The following is a 16,402-nucleotide window of genomic DNA, read 5'->3' on the forward strand; positions in this document are numbered from 1 at the left end:
TCCGTCAGCGTAGGACGCTGACACCTCCCCATTTGAATGGGGAGGAAGATGAAAGCGCTGGACCATCACATCCTCGCAACGCCGAAGGTGATGGGATTGAGCGGCCGCACGATCGATTCGCGGGCGATCGAGAGGGTGAAGGCCAGGACTCGCCGCGTGTCGCGCGGGTCGATGATGCCGTCGTCCCACAGGTGCGCGGTGCCGTAGAGCGCCGTCGATTCGCGCTCGAACTGGTCGACGATGCCCTTGAACATCCTGTCGATCTGCTCGTGCGGCGGCTCCTTGCCCTCGCGCAGGAACTTCTGCTCGGTCACGGTCTTCATGACGCCGGCGGCCTGTTCTCCGCCCATCACGGCCGTGCGGCTGTTGGGCCAGGCGAAGATGAAGCGCGGATCGTAGGCGCGGCCGCACATGCCGTAATTGCCGGCGCCGAAGCTGCCGCCGATCACGATGGTGATCTGCGGCACGGTCGCGTTGGCGACGGCCTGGATCATCTTGGAGCCGTGCTTGACGATGCCACCGCGCTCGCTCTCGGTGCCGACCATGTAGCCGGTGGTGTTCTGCAGGTAGACGATCGGCGTGCCCTGCTGGCAGCAGAGCTGGATGAACTGCGCGGCCTTCACGGCGCCCTTGGTGGTGATGGGGCCATTGTTGCCGATCAGCGCGACCGGCTCACCCTCGATGGCGGCCCAGCCGCAGATCGTCTGCTGGTCGAACAGGCCCTTGAACTCGAGGAAGTCCGAGCCGTCGACCAGGCGCGCGATTACCTCGCGCACGTCGTAGGGATCCTTGTGCGAAGGCGGGACGACGCCGCACAGTTCCTCGATGTCGTAGAGTGGCTCCTTGAACGGCCGCTCGGCACGCGGCGGCAAACGGTCGTTCCAGTGCCACTTGGCGATCACGTCGCGCGCCATGCGGATGCCGTCGGCATCGTTCTCGGCCATCCATTCGGCGACGCCCGAGACGGTGGCGTGCATCTCCGCGCCGCCCAGCTCCTCGTCGGTCGCGATCTCGCCGGTGGCGGCCTTGAGCAGCGGCGGGCCGGCCAGGAAGACCTTGGCCTGGTTGCGCACCATGATGACGTAATCGCTGAGGCCCGGCAGGTAGGCGCCGCCGGCGGTCGAGGAGCCGTGCACCACGGTGACCTGCGGGATGCCCTTCGCCGACATGCGCGCCTGGTTGGCGAAGCCGCGGCCGCCCGGCACGAAGATCTCGGCCTGATAGAGGAGATTGGCGCCGCCGGATTCGACCAGGTTCACGACCGGCAGCTTGTTCTCCATGACGATCTGCTGGACCCGCTGGCCCTTGCGCTGGCCGGAGGGCGCGACGGTGCCGCCCTTGATGGCCGAATTCGAGGCCGTCACGACACAGCGCACGCCCTCGACATAGCCGATGCCCGCGACCGAGCCGCCACCGGCGCTCGACCCGTCCTTGTCGTCGTGCATGCGGTAGCCGGCCAGCGGCATCAGCTCGAGAAAGGGCGCGCCGCGGTCCAGCAGCAGCGCGATGCGCTCGCGCGGCATGAGCTGCCTGCGCTTGGCGAAGCGCTCGCGCGATTTTTCGGAGGCTGCCTGGACGCTTGCCTCGGCTTCGCGGAACTCGGCGATCGCGGTGAGCATGCGTTGGCGGTTCTGCTTGAACTCGTCGCTGTTGCGATCGATCTGGCTCTCGAGAATCGGCATGTCGTCCTCAGCCGCCCAGGACCTTGGGCGTCGTGGCCAGATGGAAGCCGTCGAACGGTTTCGAGCGGTCGGTAGCCGGTAGCTCGACCGAGCGGTTGGCGAGCGGCACGCCGCCGTCGATGCGGATCTCCGTACCGGTGATGTAGGCCGAGGCGTCGCTCAGCAGGAAACACACGGCGGCGGAGACCTCGCTCTCGGTGCCGAGACGGCCCAGCGGGCAATGGCCCTTCAGCTTGGGGATCTGTTCCTTGAAGTCGCCGGTATAGGTGTCCATGCCCGAGGAGGCGATCCAGCCCGGCGCCACCGAGTTCACGCGAACGCCGGCCGCCGCCCATTCGAAGGCCAGCGTCATGGTGAGGTTCGCCATGCCGGCGCGCGCGGCGCCGGTGTGCACCATGTTGGGGAAACCGTTGCGGTAGTCGGCCGTCATGTTGACGATCGAGCCGCCATGATGCTGCATCGACTGGGTGAAGACCTCGCGGCTCACGATGAAGCCGCCGGTCAGGTTGTTGCGCACGACGACGTCGAAGCCCTTGGCGCTGAGCGACGAAGCGGGCGAGGGGAACTGGCCGCCGGCATTGTTGAACAGGCCGTGGATGCGACCGTTCTTGGCGACGATCGCGGCGACCGCTTCCTTGACCTGGGCTTCCTCGCGGATGTCGAAGACATGCGTTTCGCAACTGCCGCCCACCGCCTCGATCTCGGCTCTCACCTTGTCGAGCTTTTCCTGCTTGCGGCCGGCGATGGCGACGTGCGCGCCGAGCGCCGCGATCTCGTGCGCCGTACAACGGCCGATGCCACTGCCGCCGCCGGTCACGACGACCGTCCGGCCCTCAAACAACCCCGGTTTGAAGACCGAGCGATAGGTCATGTTTCCTCCGATTGAACGACCGTTTACCGGCCTGTAGTTGACGTTTACGTAAAGGTCAAGTAATCCCCCAAGGCCATTGCCGATGGGAGGAATTCGCTCATGACCTTGCAGGAAATCACCGAGAAAATGAAGGAAGGCGCTTCCAAGAAGACGGCCTTCGGAAACAGCGTCAAGTTCGCCACGGATCAGGGCGTCGTCCACATCGACGGCAACCAGACCCCGCCGGCCGTCACCAACGACGATACCGCTGCCGACTGCACCATCAAGATGGACTTCAGCGACTTCGCCGACCTGATCGGTGGCAAGCTCGACGGCATGACGGCCTTCATGACCGGCAAGCTGAAGATCGAAGGCGACATGGGTGTCGCCATGAAGCTGCAGAGCATCCTGCGTTAAGGCGCATTCCCATGCGCCGGTGGGCGGCAGCGCCCTCTGAGGCGCGGAAGCACACGCGACAGTAACAAGGGCCCCTTCGTCGGGGCCCTTTTTCTATGCCCGTTTGCTCTTGTGATAGTGGCGCCTGGCCTTGGCGCGGTTGCCGCAGGACGACATGGTGCACCAGCGGCGCTTTCCGGCCCGGCTTTCGTCGAGAAACAGGTAGAGGCACTCCGGGTTGGCGCAGCGCCGTACCTTGGCCAGGCTCGCGCTCGCCAGCAGGTCGCCTGCCGACCACAGGACGGGCGCGAGCAGGGCCAATGCCGTGCCCGATCTCATGTCCAGTTCCCAGTCGAACGCTTCCTTGTCGCGCTTCAGCGTCTGACGCGCCGGCGCGGCGGCGAGGGCCGCGTTCAGCCCGTCGAAATCGCGACCGGCAGGCGCCTTCCCCTGGGCCGTCGCATCGAACAGCCGATGAATCGTCTCGCGCAGCTCCAGGGCCCGCTCGAATTCCTTCTGCGTGGGAGGCTTTGGCGCCTTGGCCCAGGCCGCCAGATCCGCCGGCGAGTTCAGCGTCTCCGTGGGCAAATCCTGTCCGCGCCAGTAACGCGTGTTGGCGAACTCGAGGCAGAGGTCGAGGCGATTCATCGACGGGACTTACTAACCGGTTGTCGGGTTGACAAGGAAAGCCTCCCGTCATAACCATATCACCGGTTATATGGTTATGAAGGAGGAAATTGCCATGTTTGACCATGTGTCCATCGGCGTCGCCGACATCGCCCGCACCCGGAAGTTCTACGACGCTGCGCTGAAGCCGCTCGGCTACACGCGGCTGAGCGACGGCGAGACGTCGCTGGGGTACGGCGAGAAGGAAGTCGGCCTCTGGATCGGCAAGTCGGCCAGCCCCGTGAAGGCCGACATGGAGTCCAACCTGCATTTCTGTCTCGTGGCGAAAGACCGGAAGTCGGTCGACGCCTTCCACGCGAGCGCGCTCGCGGCCGGCGGCAAGGATAACGGCAAGCCCGGCATTCGCTCCGACTACAGCCCGAGCTACTATGCCGCCTTCGTGATCGATCCCGACGGCTACCGGATCGAGGCCTATTGCGGGAAGTGACCGGATCGGCTTGCAAGGATCGCCATCGGTCCCGATGTTCAAGGGACCGGTAGCGATCCTGTGAGGCGAGGATGACGACGAAGACCGTTCGGAACGCCACGCCGGCGGAAGCGGCAGCGGCCATCGCCACGCTGACGCTGGCGTTCAGCACCGATCCGGCCACGCGCTGGACCTGGCCGAATGCGCAGGCCTATCTCGACGCCTTTCCACGCTTCGCCAGGGCGTTCGGCGGCGCAGGCTTCGCGACGGGCGGCGCCCACATCGTTGGCGATCATGCCGGCACGGCGCTGTGGCTGCCGCCGGGCGTGGAGCCGGATGGCGCAGCGCTGGGTGAGGTGATGCGGACCACGGCTTCGCCACAGTCCATGAGCGACGGAATGCAGGTGATGCAGCAGATGGAGAGCCATCATCCGCGCGAGCCGCATTGGTACCTGCCGCTGATCGGCATCGATCCGAAGCATCAGGGGAAGGGACTGGGCGGCGCGCTGCTTGCCCATACCACCGAGATTTGTGATCGCGATGGCGTGCTGGCCTATCTCGAATCGTCGAACCCCAGGAACGTGCCGCTCTACCAGCGCCACGGTTTCGAGATCACGGGCGAGATCCAGTACGGCAGGTCGCCGACCATCGTGCCGATGCTGCGCAGGCCGCGGCGTCGCTGAAGGATCAGGCGGCCTTCTTGCCGTGATGGCTGTGCAGCTTGGCGCTCAGCACGCGGCGGATTGCATTGAATTCCGGGCTGGCGACGTCGCGCGGGCGCGGCAAGTCGAGCAGGTTGTCGCTCTCGATGCGGCCGGGACCAGGGGTCATGACGACCACGCGGTTGGCCAGCAGGATCGCCTCCTCGACCGCGTGGGTGACGAACACGACCGTGAGCTTCGTGCGCTCCCAGATGTCGAGAAGCTCGTCCTGCAGACGTTCCCGCGTCATGGCGTCGAGTGCGCCGAAAGGTTCGTCCATCAGTACCAGTTCGGCGTCGTTGGCCAGCACCCGGGCGATCGCCACGCGCTGCTTCATGCCGCCGGAGAGCTGGTGAGGATAGGCATTCGCGAACTTGGCGAGGCCGACCAGGTCGATGAACTTGTCGACGATCTGCTTCACCTCCGCGGCGCCCAGCCCGCGTGAAGCCGGGCCGAAGCCGATGTTGGCGCGCACGCTCAGCCAGGGAAACAGCGCGTAGTCCTGGAAGACCATGCCGCGCGACGGGTCGGGACCGGCGATCGGCTTGCCCCACATGAGCGCCTCGCCCGACGAGGGCTGGTCGAAGCCGGCCATGATGCGGAGCAGGGTGGACTTGCCGCATCCAGAGGCGCCGATCAGGCAGATGAACTCGCCTTTGTTGATCGAGAGGTTCGCATCCGAGAGGGCGTGGATCGTCTGGTCCTGCAGGCGGAAGACCTTGGACACGCCCTTGATCTCGACGATGGGAGTCGCGGACTCAGCCATGATGGTTGGGGCTCCAGCGCAGCAGGTAGTTGCCGAGCGCGACGACGACCCGGTCGGAGAGGTAACCCGCGAGGCCGATCACGATCATGCCGCAGATCACCAGCTCGGTGCGCGACAGGGTGCGGCCGTCCATGATCACGGCGCCCAGCCCCTGCGGCACGCCGGTCATCTCGCCGACGACGATGACGAACCAGGCAAGGCCGAGGCCGAGCCGCAGGCCGGTGAAGATCGACGGCGTCGCGGCCGGCAGGACCACCTTGTAGAACTGCGCGTTGCCGCGGCAGCCCAGCATCGAGGCGGCCTCGAACAGCTTGGGATCGACCGAGCGCACGCCGAAGATCGTGTTGAGCAGGATCGGGTAGAAGGCGCCGAGGCAGACCAGGGCGAACGCCGACTTGGCGCCCAGCCCGAACAGGATCATCGACAGCGGCAGCCAGGCCGTGACCGGGATCGGCCGCATTACCTGCAGGAACGGATCGAGCAGCATGCGCGCAGTCGGCACCCGGCCGATCAGGATGCCGATCGGCAGGGCGAAGATTGCGGCCAGCGCGAAGCCGCCATAGACGCGGCTCATCGAGGCCAGCAGATGGGTGGTCAATGTCGCGGAGTAGGCATCGTCGTAGATGCCGCCCACCGCGAAATCGATCATGTACTCCCCGACTGCGTAGGGCGTCGGGATCAGCCGGGTCCATTGCTGGGTGGTTGCCACCTGCCAGAAGGCGAGCAGCAGCACCGGCACGATCAGCGCCAGCACCGTCGGCTTGAAGCGCGCCCACGTCGTGCGCGTCGCCGCACGCGGCGCGGCGGCCGATGCCGCCGCCGCAACCGATCCTGTCTCGACGATCGCCATGATGCGCTCCGTCGCCCGTGCTTCGCCTAGCTGGCGATCTCGTTCGAGAACTTCGGATTGAGGAAGGTGTCGAACTTCGGCAGCGCGCGGATCTGTTTCAGCTCGAGCATGTGCTGGGCGTAGGTCTTGGCCTGGCCCTGTACCTTGTCGTCGAGCTTCCACACGTATTCGACGTTGTCGGCGCCGAGCGCCTGCTCGACCGCGGCGCGGTTGGCGCCGAGCTTCTGAACCGTCATCTCGACTACGGCCGGCTTGTTGGCCGACATGAACTCGACGGCCTGGCGGTGGGTCTTCAGCATGGTCCGGATCATGTCCGGGTTCTTGGCGACCGTCTCTTCGTTGGTGCCGATGATCATGTTGAGGCCGCCCATGGCGGTACCGTAGGGATACTCGACCAGCTGTCCGACGCCGGACGTGATCGACAGGGCCGGGCCCGGCTCGGCGCCGACATAGGCATCGATGTCACCGCGCGCGAGCATGGCCGGCATCTCGCCGAACGGGACGCGAACCGACGTGATGTCCTTCGGCGTGAGGCCCTCCATGCGCATGCGCTCGAAGATGAAGACTTCCTGCGTGGAGCCCGGCCAGATGCCGACCTTCTTGCCTTTGAGGTCCTTGATCGTCTTCACGTCGGAGCCGGCCTTGGAAATCACGCCCATGCCGCGGTTCGACATCGCGCCCACGACGACCACCGGCTCGCCGGCGGCGGCGCCCAGGATGCCGGCGGCGATGCCGAACGTGCCGAGGTCGACCGATTTGGTGACGACGGCATTCTTGCAATCGGTCGGGCTGTCGAAGGTAATGATCTCGATCTTCAGGCCGGCGGGCGCGAACTTCTCGTAGAAGTGCGGCGGCATCGAATGGACGAGGCGCAGGGCGCCCATCTTGACCGTCTGCCCGCCTTGTGCGCGAAGAATGGACGGCGCGGCCAGTGTTCCCACGGCAGCAAAGCTGGCGCCGGCCAGCAGACGACGACGATTGATCATGAAATGCCTCCCAAGCAGTTCCCTTGGAAGGCAACAAGCGTGCCAACGTCACCCTTCATGTTCCTCTCCGCCCGCGGCAGCGGGGGGAGAGGCTGGGAGAGGTGGGTCATATTCATATCTGGTTCAGCGGCCAGACCGCTCGCCCGGCCCATGACCACCTCACCTACCCATTGCTTCGCAATGGGTCCCTTCCTCTCCCCCACTGCGTGGCGGAGAGGACATATGAGAACGGCTGGTCCTTAGAACCCGACCGCGGCGCCGTCGCGACGGCTCTCGGAGGCTCCGAGATAGGGGCCGCCATCGGGGAAGCGCCAGATGATCTGGCTCGAGCCGAAGGCAAAGCTCGGCCAGCCGGTGCGGGTGATCTTGTGGCCGCGCGATTCGAGGCCGGTCGCCGTGGCTTCCGGGAAGTGATCCTCCGTCCAGACCGTTCCGTCGGTCTCGTGCACCCTCCAGCGAGCGGCGTCGATGGCGGCCTGCGGGTTCTGGCCGTAGTCGACGATGCGCGAGAAGACCTGCATGTGGCCCTGCGGCTGCATGGCGCCGCCCATCAAGCCGAAGGTCGCGACCGGCTTTCCGTCCTTGGTGATGAACGCCGGGATGATCGTGTGGAACGGCCGCTTCTTGGGGCCGACCTCGTTGGGATGGCCTTTCTTGGTGACGAAGCCGGTGGCGCGGTTCTGAAGCGCGATGCCGGTGCCGGGGACCACGACGCCCGAGCCGAAGCCGGTGTAGTTCGACTGGATCAGCGACACCATCATGCCGGACTCGTCGGCGGTGCCGAGATAGATCGTGCCGCTTTCCTTCGGGGTGCCGGGACCGAAATCCTGCGCCTTCTTCGGGTCGATCAGTTTGGCGCGGGTCTTGAGATAGCCCTTGTCGAGCATCTGCGCCGGCGTCACTTCCATGAAGCGTGGATCGGCGACGTAGCGATAGATGTCGGCGAAGGCGAGCTTCATGGCTTCGATGCGTAGATGCGCCACCTCGGGTCCGTCCGGATCGCGGCCGGCCAGCTCGAAGTTCTCGAGGATGCCCAGCGCCATGCAGGCAGCGATGCCCTGGCCCGACGGCGGAATCTCATGCAGCGTCGTGCCGCGATAGGTGAGGCCGATCGGGTCGACCCAGTCGGGCTTGTGCTCGGCCAGGTCTTCCTTGCGCAGCGCGCCGCCGGTTTCGCGGGCGTACTTGTCCATCGCCTCGGCGAGTTCACCGCGATAGAAGGCCTCGCCCTTGCTCTCGGCGATCTTGGTGAGCGTCCGGGCCTGGTCGGGGAACTTCCAGAGTTCGCCCGGCTGCGGCGCGCGGCCGTTGGGCAGGAACGCCTTCACCCAGCTCTCCTGGCCCTTCAGCCGGTCGATGGCCTGCTCCCACTGGCGGGCCACCATGTAGGAGACGCGGAAACCGTCATGGGCATATTTGATGCCGGGTTCGAACAGGTCGGCGAAGGGCAGCTTGCCGTAGCGCTTGTGCAGTTCCATCCAGAGCGACACCGCGCCCGGCGTGGTGACGCTGCCCCAGCCGACATTGGGCATGCTGGCCTGGCCGGCATATTTATCGGGCGTCATCAGCGCCGGCGAATGGCCGTGGGCATTGAGGCCGACCAGCTTCGTGCCGTCCCACAGGATGCAGAAGGCGTCGGCGCCGATGCCGTTCATCGTCGGCTCGACGACCGTGATGGCGACGGCGGCCGCGATCGCGGCGTCAACGGCATTGCCGCCCTTGGCCAGCATGCGCAGGCCCGCGGTGGCCGCGAGGTGCTGCGAGGAGGCCACCATGTTCGAGGCGAAGACCGGCAGTTTCTTGGATGCGTAGGGAAAATCGTACGAAAAAGACGGCACCTCGGAATCCTTTCTACTTCTTCGAAGCCTGGAGGGCCTCGATGCGCGCCACGAAGCGTGGCGTCTGCAGGAACTGGCGATGATCGGCGGCGCTCTTGCCGAACAGGCGGGAGAGATCGAACACGCCGGAGCCCGCGATCTCGCCCATCCGCCCGGAGATCGTCACCCTTTCGCCAAGCCGCAGGGTTTTTAGCGCCGCAACCGCCCCTTCGGAAAGGCCCGGCGGCGGCGCGGCACGCGATCGTGTGGAGAAAAACTCGGTCACAGTGCCTGCGAAGGCGAGCGCCCAGTCGTTGAACGCGTAGAGCGAAACCTGGCGGCCAATGTCGATCGTGACGGCCGCCGTCTGGGCATTGCCCTCGATTTTCGTGAGCGTGCCGCACCAGTCGCTGAAGGCCCCGACCTTGTCGGCCAGGGCGACGCTCTGGCGGGCTGCCTCCTCGACCCGCAGCGGATTGTTCGAGGCCAGCGCCGGCTTCGCCAGTTCCTGCAGCCCGTCGAGGAACGCCTTCTGCGCCGGATTGCGCTCGTGGCAGGGCCGGTCGAAGCAGCCTGTCAGCGCGAGGCTCGCGCCGCCGACGAAGAGCGCGCGCCGCTTCATCTTCCTCCCCCGTCTGACGGGGGAGGTGCCCCCGGAGGGGGCGGAGGGGGAAGGCAACGGACGAGATGCATGATCAGATACTGCCACGAAGACCGGGTCTGAGGCTCGCCCCCTCCGGCCCTTCGGGCCACCTCCCCCGTATGACGGGGGCGGTATGACCTGCCTTAAGCCGCCTTCGACTGCGCCTTGGCCCGCTCTTCTTCCTTGAGTTCCTTCTTCGAGAGCTTGCCGACCGGGGTCTTGGGCAGCTCGGGGCGGATCTCGAGGGCGACGGGCATCTCGTGCTTGCCGATCTTGCCGTCGAGATGCTTCTTCAGCTCCTCGAAGGTGAGCGAGGCCCCGGGCTTCAGCTTCACGAACACCTTGGGCGCTTCCTGGCGATAGGGATCGGGGATGCCGATCACGATCACCTCGTCGACCGCCGGATGCTCGTAGACGGCCTCCTCGATCATGCGCGGATAGACGTTGTAGCCCGAGGAGATGATGAGGTCCTTCGAGCGGTCGACCAGGTAGAGCCAGCCGTCGGCATCCATGTAGCCCATGTCGCCGGTGCGCAGGCCCATCCAGTTGCTCGACGGATGGCGGAACAGGACCTTCTCCGTCTCCTCCGGCTTCTTCCAGTAGCCCTTCATGACCTGGGGGCCGATGATGCAGACCTCGCCGACATGCTCCTTGCCGGCCGGCAGCACCCTGTCGCCGTTCTCCATATCGCGGATCTCGATCACCGTGCCGGGCATCGGGACGCCGCACGAGCCGACCCGGCGCACGCTCTTGTCGACCGGGCAGATCGCCCCGGTCGGCGACGTCTCGGTGAGGCCGTAGCCTTCGATCAGCGTGGCGCCGGTCAGCTTCTCGAAGCTCTGCTGAACCTCGACGGGCAGCGGCGCGCCGCCGGACATGCAGATCTTGAGCGAGCTGAGGTCGAGCCCCTGCGCCTTGGGATGCTTGTTGATCGCGGTGTAGAGCGTCGGCACGCCGGGCAGGAAGGTCGGCTTCTTCTTGGCGAGATCGGTGACGATCATGTCGATGTCGGGCCGCGGATAGAGGATCAGCTGGTTGCCGTTGCGCACCGCGCCCAGCATGATTCCCGACAGGGCGTAGATGTGGAACAGCGGCAGCACGCACACGACCTTCTCGGTGCCGGGTTTCGTGTAGGGCGTGGTCCAGGCTTGGCCCTGGCTCATCGCCGCCATGACGCAGCCATGCGTCAGCATCGCGGCCTTCGGCAGGCCGGTCGTGCCGCCGGTATATTGCAGGATCGCCACCTCGTCCCAGAGATCGTCGCTGGCGGGCTTGTAGGCGAGGTACTTGCCGTCATTGGCCAGCAGGTCCTTGAACGACATGTGCCAGTCGTCGCGTGGCCAGGCCGACAGGTCCTTCTTCCTGGCGATCGGATAGAGCCAGTTCTTGGGCCATGGCAGATAGTCGGCGATCGAGCCCACGATCAGCTTCTTCAGCCGCGTCTTGCCGCGCATCGCGGCCATCTTCGGATAGAGCGCGGCGACGTCGAGCGTCACCAGGATGTCGGTCTCCGAATCCCCGATCTTGAACTCGAGTTCGCGCGCGGCATCGAGCGGCGAGTAGTTCACCACGCGACCGCCGGCCTTCAGCACGCCGAAGAAGGCGATGATGTAGTGCGGCGTGTTGGGCAGGTAGAGGCCGACATTGACGCCGGGCTTGACGCCGAGCTTCTGGAAGCCGGCGGCGGCCCGGTCGGAGGCTTCCTTGTAATCGCGGAACGTCATCACCTTGTCGAGGAAGTCGGTGAAGGGCCGGTCACCGTACCGGGCGCAGCTTTCCTCGAAGCTCTGATGGATCGTCATCTTCGGGACGTCGAGCTCCCACTTCACACCCGGCGGATAGCTCTTTTCCCACGCGTAGTTCGACATTTATTGATTTCCTCCCTGCATCGACTATGCGAGGCCGGAAGCGGGAGGGTCAAGAAGTCGACGGGACCAGATACTCGTACTCGTAGGCCGTGCGGAAACCCTGCGCCGCATAGAGCGGCATCGCCGCCGCATTGGTCGCCACCACCTGCAGGTAGGCGAAACGCGCGCCCCGGACCCAGGCCCAGGCATAGAGGCTTTCGGTGACGCGCCGTGCCAGACCCTGGCGCCGCGCCTCCGGCATCACCAGCACGTCGAACAGGCCCATGTGATCGCCTTCGACCGCACCGATCGCCATGGCCATGGGACGGCCTTCATGCTGCACGAAGGCAAAGCCGGCGGGCTGGGCGATGGACAGAAGCATCCGCTGCATGGTCTCGCGATGCTCGGGTTTCACCGGGCTGTGCGCCGCAAATGCCTCGATCCATGCGGTCGACGGACTGGGCGAGATTTCGACGGCGGGGTCGGCTCGGAAGCCGTCCTGCAGCGGGCAGCGCTGAAGCAGGCTGCGCTCGATGGGCTCGTAGCCCCGGGTCTTCAGCCGCTCCGCCATATCGAAGGGGGCCAGCGGCGTGAGACGCCAGACGGGCCGCATTCCACGCTCGTGGAAGGGTGCCTCCACGGCTTCGATATCGGTTGAAGGCAATGGATCTAATGCATTGATGGAATTGGCTCTTTTTGTATACCCACCCGAGAATCGCAGGTGCCATCCCTGAACATCTCGGCTCTCCAGGGCCGGCCAGCCGCGGAAAGCGAGCCGTTCCAGGCGTCGGACTTCATCCAGATTCTTAGGAGATGACATGGTGCGCGGTCTCTGCTAGTCTAAAGGCTAATAATAACATCAAGTTATTTTGAAAACTGCAAGTTACGCATGAAGTCTGACCCCCTCGATGTCGGCTTTCGCGTTTGCTGGCAGCCTTCCGGTTGTTCCTTTTGTTTCCCGACCGGTCAGCGGCTGCCAGCAATCCTTTCGCTCGTCCTGCTCCTGGCGCTTGCCCTGGCCGGCTGCGGGGGCGGCGGAACCGGCGCCGACGACCGCCCGCCCAGCGACAAGGTCGCTTACACGGCTTGGAAGGAATGGTCCAAGTTCGGCCGTGCCACCGTCGTCTACGGCGGGCAGGCCAACGGCTACACCAACCGGCCCGGCGTCACAGAGCGCAGCGAGCCGTTGAACAGCCGCGTCGGCGACTATTGGGGAGCCTGTGGCAGGCCGCAGTGGAACGGCGCCTCCGCCAAGCCGTGGTCGGGCGCCTTCGTCACCTGGGTGATGGTCCAGTCGGGCTACAGCGCGTCGCAGTTTCCACGCGACGGCCGCCACGGCAGCTATCTTTCCTCGCTCTATGATCGCGAGCGGGCATCCCGCAGCGCGCCGTTCCTTCTGCATGCACCGAGCGAATATTCGCCCAAGCCGGGTGACCTCGTCTGCTCAGGCTCCGCGGGTCCGACCTGGCGGTACGCCGACCCGCGTACCGCCCACCGGCGCATCGACAACACCGCCGCCCATTGCGACGTCGTCACCGACGTGCGCGGCGGTTACGTCCACGCGATCGGCGGCAACGTAAAGGACAGCGTGGCGATGAGCCTCTTCCCCGTCGACTCGCGCGGCCGCCTGATGAACGTGTCAGGCCGGCCCTGGCTGCTCGTCGTCGAAAAGCGCGGCTGACCCGGCCTAGTTGGTCATCCCCGCCGCGTGCATGATCGCGGCGGTGCGCTCGGCGAGCATGATGGTGGGGGCGTTGGTGTTGCCGCCGATCAGGGTCGGCATGACCGACGCATCGACCACGCGCAGCCCCTCGACGCCGTGCACCAGCAGCTTGTCGTCGACCACCGCCATCGGATCGCTGGCCGGGCCCATCTTGCAGGTGCCGACCGGGTGGTAGATCGTCTCGCACTTGGCGCGGATCCACTGCTCGATCTCGGCGTCGGTCTTCACCGCCGCCCCCGGGCCGAGCTCGTCCGCACGGTAGGGATCGAGGCCCGACTGGGCGAGGATGTCGCGGCCCATCTTCACGCCGGCAATCAGCGTATCGAGATCCTGGCGCTCGCTGAGGTAGTTCGCATCGATCAGCGGATGCTCCTTGGGATCCTTGCTGCGCAGCCGGATCGTGCCCTTGCTCTCGGGCCGAAGCGCGCAGACGTGCAGGCTGTAGCCGTCCTTGTTCAGGCGCGTGCGGCCATGGTCGATGACCAGCACCGGCAGGAAATGGAGCTGGATGTCGGGCGCCGAGAGGCCCGCGCGCGTCCGCAGGAAGCCGCCGGATTCGGCGATCGGCGAGGTGCCCGGGCCCTTCTTGTTCACGACATACTGGAAGAGCGACGCCAGCTTGTTCGCACGGTCGTAGGTGTCGCGGGTCTTGCAGAACTGGAGCAGCGACGCATCGAGATGGTCCTGCAGGTTGCCGCCGACGCCGGGCAGGTCGTGGATCGGCCGGATGCCGATCGACTTCAGGTGATCGGCTGGACCGATGCCGGACAGCATCATGAGCTGCGGTGAGTTGACGGCGCCGCCGCAGAGGATGACCTCGCGGGTGACGCGCGCGACCTCGTCGCGGCCGTTCAGCGTATAGCGCACGCCCATGGCGCGGTTCTCGTCGAAGATGATGCGCTCGGTGAGCGCGCCGGTGATGACCTCGAGATGGGCGCCGCTGTTGGCGACCGCCGGGCGCAGATAGGCGCTCGCCGCGCTCCAGCGCTGCTTGTTCTTCTGCGTGACCTGGTAGAGGCCGACACCTTCCTGCTCGGCGCCGTTGAAGTCCTTGTTGCGTTTGTGGCCGGCCTGCTCGGCGGCCTTGAGGAAGGCTTCGTTCAACCGACTGGGATCGACCTGGTCGGCGACGTTCAGCGGACCGCCCGTGCCGTGGAAGGCGTCGGCGCCGCGCTCATTGTTCTCCGCCTTCTTGAAGTAGGGCAGCACGTCCTCATAGGACCAGCCTTCGTTGCCGAGCTGCCGCCAGTGGTCGTAGTCCGAGGCATGGCCGCGGACGTAGAGCATCGCGTTGATCGACGAGGAGCCGCCCAGCGTCTTGCCGCGCGGCCAGTACATGCGGCGATCGTTGCAATGTTTCTGGGGCGTCGTCTCGTAGTGCCAATTGTAGGGGTTCTTCTCGCCCAGCGAAGCGAAACCGGCGGGCATCCTCAGCATGAACGACTTGTCGGGACCCCCGGCCTCGAGGACCAGGATGCGCAGCTTGGGCCGTTCCCAGGCGAGTCGCGCAGCGAGTGCGCAACCGGCCGAGCCGGCACCGACGATGATGTAGTCGTAGAGCGAAGACATTGTCCTTCCTTCAAGGCAGCCGGTTTTCGATGACCGCGAAGACGGGTCGGCCGGATAAGGGCGATAAAATACCGTTCGCGTCCAGTGGAAAGACGCTCCGGGTAACGGAGTCACTTACATTGCCGCCGATTGCGGAGACATGGCCGGGCTGGACGTCGACCACGATGTCGCAATGTCCCGCCCCCCGATTCAGGTTTTGCAGCGTCGTGCCGCTGCCCTCGCGCGACGCGCAGACGAGATCGCCGACCCTGGGCGCATAGGCGTCGGGTGCATGTGGGATGAAAGCCGCGCCCGGTTTCCTGGCGCGTTCGACGATACGTTCGACGTAAATCGTGTGGCGCTGGTCTGGGCAGAAGAGATCGCGCGGCACGCCGGCGCTCTCGATGTCCCACGAGATGAAAGCCGCCGACCACGGGACGTCGTTCAGCCCGCTCAGCCTGTTGCCGACGGATGCCCAGTAGTCCGCGATGCGCTGCGGCGCGTCGCGCTCCTTGATGCCGAGTTGTTCCGTCCGCGGCGGTGCATCCTTCGAGTAGGTGATCACCTGCTTGCCGTAGCGACCCCATTCGCCGACCGCCAGCAGCACCATCGAGGTTCTGGCGCTCGACGACGGGGGAGGGGCCTCGGGCTTCCAGGACGATGCGGGGCAGGGACCGAGCGGCGGCAAGTCCTTCGCCTGCACGACCGGCTTGCTCGTCGGCGGCGACGTACAGGCGGCGGCGAGGACGAGAAGCAGGATCGCGAGGAGGGGACGCATGTGCGGCGGCTCAGCCTCCCTGCCAGCGTTCGATGCCACCGATCAGGATCGTCGCCACGCCCCCGGTCCCGTTCTTCACGCTGCAGACCTGACTGCCAGGCCGGCGCCCGTCGCGCGGTTCGGTGACGTCCAGGCCGGCAGCCTTCAGGCGGGCATGAGCGGCCGCGATGTCGGGGACGCGCCAGGACAAACCCCAAAGCTGGTCCGGTTCGTCAGACACGCCCTTCTTGAGGTCGTGGGCGATCTCGACGACCAGGTCGCCGCAGCGGAAGAACAGCAGGCGCGCGCCCCACTTGGGATTGCTGCGGTCGAGCCGCAGGTCGAGGCCTAGCCGTCCGGCGTAGAAGGCGATGGCGCGTTCGGGGTTGGGCGTGCGCACGACGACATGGTCGAGGCTGGAGACGGCAGACGCGGCCTCGGCTGTGAAGGGCGAAGGGGCTTCGTCAGCCTTCGCGACGACCCCGATCGCGACGCCATGGCCGAGAAGCGCGAGCCCTCCCTCCGTTTTCGTCGCCGGGACCGCACGCCGCTCGAGGAGCGTCGCCGCCTTGTCGAGGTCCGACGTCGCGAACACCATCGATTGCAGGCCCGACGTATTTGCCTCAAAGCGCAATCCGACATTGTCGGTGCGCAGGCGCCCCTCCATCGCACGCCGCCCCAGCAACGTCTCGTACACGGCCGGCGAACCGCCGACGACGAGATGGTCCAGCGCCGCGATCATG

17 protein-coding genes are annotated in these 16,402 nt (G+C 66.0%); 4 read left to right on the top strand and 13 right to left on the bottom strand.

The annotated features are described in order from the left end of the window. Window positions 1-65: 65 nt before the first annotated feature. Both EPO41_RS19855 and EPO41_RS19860 read right to left on the bottom strand, forming a co-directional pair. Window positions 66-1,682 (bottom strand): carboxyl transferase domain-containing protein, encoded by a 1,617-nt coding sequence (locus EPO41_RS19855; RefSeq protein WP_296328616.1) that lies wholly within the window; start codon window positions 1,680-1,682, stop codon window positions 66-68. A gap of 7 nt (window positions 1,683-1,689) precedes the next feature. After that, window positions 1,690-2,553 carry an SDR family oxidoreductase gene (locus tag EPO41_RS19860; RefSeq protein WP_296328619.1) on the bottom strand — a complete coding sequence of 288 codons (864 nt, stop codon included), beginning with the start codon at window positions 2,551-2,553 and terminating at the stop codon, window positions 1,690-1,692. A gap of 99 nt (window positions 2,554-2,652) precedes the next feature. On the opposite strand from EPO41_RS19860, the gene EPO41_RS19865 reads away from it, so the two are divergent. Further along, a complete protein-coding gene (locus EPO41_RS19865) occupies window positions 2,653-2,949 on the top strand; it encodes an SCP2 sterol-binding domain-containing protein (RefSeq protein ID WP_295143668.1) in 297 nt (98 codons plus the stop codon). 93 nt (window positions 2,950-3,042) lie between these two features. Here EPO41_RS19865 and EPO41_RS19870 read toward each other — a convergent pair whose 3' ends face one another. Further along, entirely contained in the window at window positions 3,043-3,576 is a 534-nt protein-coding gene (locus tag EPO41_RS19870) for an ABATE domain-containing protein (RefSeq protein WP_296328622.1), read from the bottom strand. Between the two features lie 94 nt (window positions 3,577-3,670). Here EPO41_RS19870 and EPO41_RS19875 point away from each other — a divergent pair, with 94 nt between their 5' ends. Both EPO41_RS19875 and EPO41_RS19880 read left to right on the top strand, forming a co-directional pair. After that, window positions 3,671-4,042, top strand: a complete 372-nt coding sequence (locus EPO41_RS19875) for a VOC family protein (RefSeq protein WP_296328624.1) — start codon at window positions 3,671-3,673, stop codon at window positions 4,040-4,042. A gap of 71 nt (window positions 4,043-4,113) precedes the next feature. Further along, on the top strand, window positions 4,114-4,704 hold the full coding sequence (locus tag EPO41_RS19880; RefSeq protein WP_296328627.1) for an N-acetyltransferase: 591 nt from the start codon (window positions 4,114-4,116) through the stop codon (window positions 4,702-4,704). A 4-nt stretch (window positions 4,705-4,708) separates the two neighbouring features. On the opposite strand, the gene EPO41_RS19885 is transcribed toward EPO41_RS19880, so the two are convergent. The 7 genes from EPO41_RS19885 to EPO41_RS19915 all read right to left on the bottom strand — a co-directional run bounded on the left by EPO41_RS19885 (window position 4,709) and on the right by EPO41_RS19915 (window position 12,271). Then, the gene (locus tag EPO41_RS19885; RefSeq protein ID WP_296328629.1) at window positions 4,709-5,488 is read right to left on the bottom strand and encodes an ABC transporter ATP-binding protein; all 780 of its coding nucleotides are present in this window, start codon (window positions 5,486-5,488) and stop codon (window positions 4,709-4,711) included. Then, complete coding sequence (locus EPO41_RS19890; RefSeq protein WP_296328632.1) at window positions 5,481-6,338, bottom strand: ABC transporter permease; 858 nt, start codon at window positions 6,336-6,338, stop codon at window positions 5,481-5,483. Before EPO41_RS19890 ends, EPO41_RS19885 begins: the two co-directional genes overlap by 8 nt. A gap of 26 nt (window positions 6,339-6,364) precedes the next feature. Then, window positions 6,365-7,324 carry an NrtA/SsuA/CpmA family ABC transporter substrate-binding protein gene (locus EPO41_RS19895; protein WP_296328634.1) on the bottom strand — a complete coding sequence of 320 codons (960 nt, stop codon included), beginning with the start codon at window positions 7,322-7,324 and terminating at the stop codon, window positions 6,365-6,367. A gap of 239 nt (window positions 7,325-7,563) precedes the next feature. Then, window positions 7,564-9,099 carry a gamma-glutamyltransferase family protein gene (locus EPO41_RS19900; protein ID WP_296328712.1) on the bottom strand — a complete coding sequence of 512 codons (1,536 nt, stop codon included), beginning with the start codon at window positions 9,097-9,099 and terminating at the stop codon, window positions 7,564-7,566. Window positions 9,100-9,175: 76 nt separating this feature from the next. Next, window positions 9,176-9,763, bottom strand: a complete 588-nt coding sequence (locus tag EPO41_RS19905; protein ID WP_296328637.1) for a hypothetical protein — start codon at window positions 9,761-9,763, stop codon at window positions 9,176-9,178. A 164-nt stretch (window positions 9,764-9,927) separates the two neighbouring features. Further along, the gene (locus EPO41_RS19910) at window positions 9,928-11,652 is read right to left on the bottom strand and encodes a long-chain fatty acid--CoA ligase (RefSeq protein WP_296328640.1); all 1,725 of its coding nucleotides are present in this window, start codon (window positions 11,650-11,652) and stop codon (window positions 9,928-9,930) included. A gap of 49 nt (window positions 11,653-11,701) precedes the next feature. Beyond that, a complete protein-coding gene (locus EPO41_RS19915; RefSeq protein ID WP_296328643.1) occupies window positions 11,702-12,271 on the bottom strand; it encodes a GNAT family N-acetyltransferase in 570 nt (189 codons plus the stop codon). A 249-nt stretch (window positions 12,272-12,520) separates the two neighbouring features. Between EPO41_RS19915 and EPO41_RS19920 the strand changes: the two genes are divergently transcribed. Further along, entirely contained in the window at window positions 12,521-13,312 is a 792-nt protein-coding gene (locus EPO41_RS19920) for a DUF2272 domain-containing protein (protein WP_296328645.1), read from the top strand. Between the two features lie 6 nt (window positions 13,313-13,318). Here the strand turns inward: EPO41_RS19920 and EPO41_RS19925 are convergent, their stop codons facing one another. Genes EPO41_RS19925 through EPO41_RS19935 form a run of 3 tightly spaced genes read right to left on the bottom strand, consistent with a single transcriptional unit; the run spans window position 13,319 to window position 16,401 of the window. Further along, the gene (locus EPO41_RS19925; RefSeq protein WP_296328647.1) at window positions 13,319-14,923 is read right to left on the bottom strand and encodes a choline dehydrogenase; all 1,605 of its coding nucleotides are present in this window, start codon (window positions 14,921-14,923) and stop codon (window positions 13,319-13,321) included. A 10-nt stretch (window positions 14,924-14,933) separates the two neighbouring features. Further along, window positions 14,934-15,680: a DUF2272 domain-containing protein gene (locus EPO41_RS19930; protein ID WP_296328650.1), complete on the bottom strand. Its 747-nt coding sequence runs from the start codon at window positions 15,678-15,680 to the stop codon at window positions 14,934-14,936. A gap of 10 nt (window positions 15,681-15,690) precedes the next feature. Next, window positions 15,691-16,401, bottom strand: coding sequence for a VOC family protein (locus EPO41_RS19935; RefSeq protein ID WP_296328652.1), 711 nt, complete (start codon window positions 16,399-16,401; stop codon window positions 15,691-15,693). Between the last annotated feature and the right edge of the window lies 1 nt (window position 16,402).

The sequence above is a fragment of the Reyranella sp. genome, assembly GCF_004297265.1.
Classification (GTDB): domain Bacteria; phylum Pseudomonadota; class Alphaproteobacteria; order Reyranellales; family Reyranellaceae; genus Reyranella.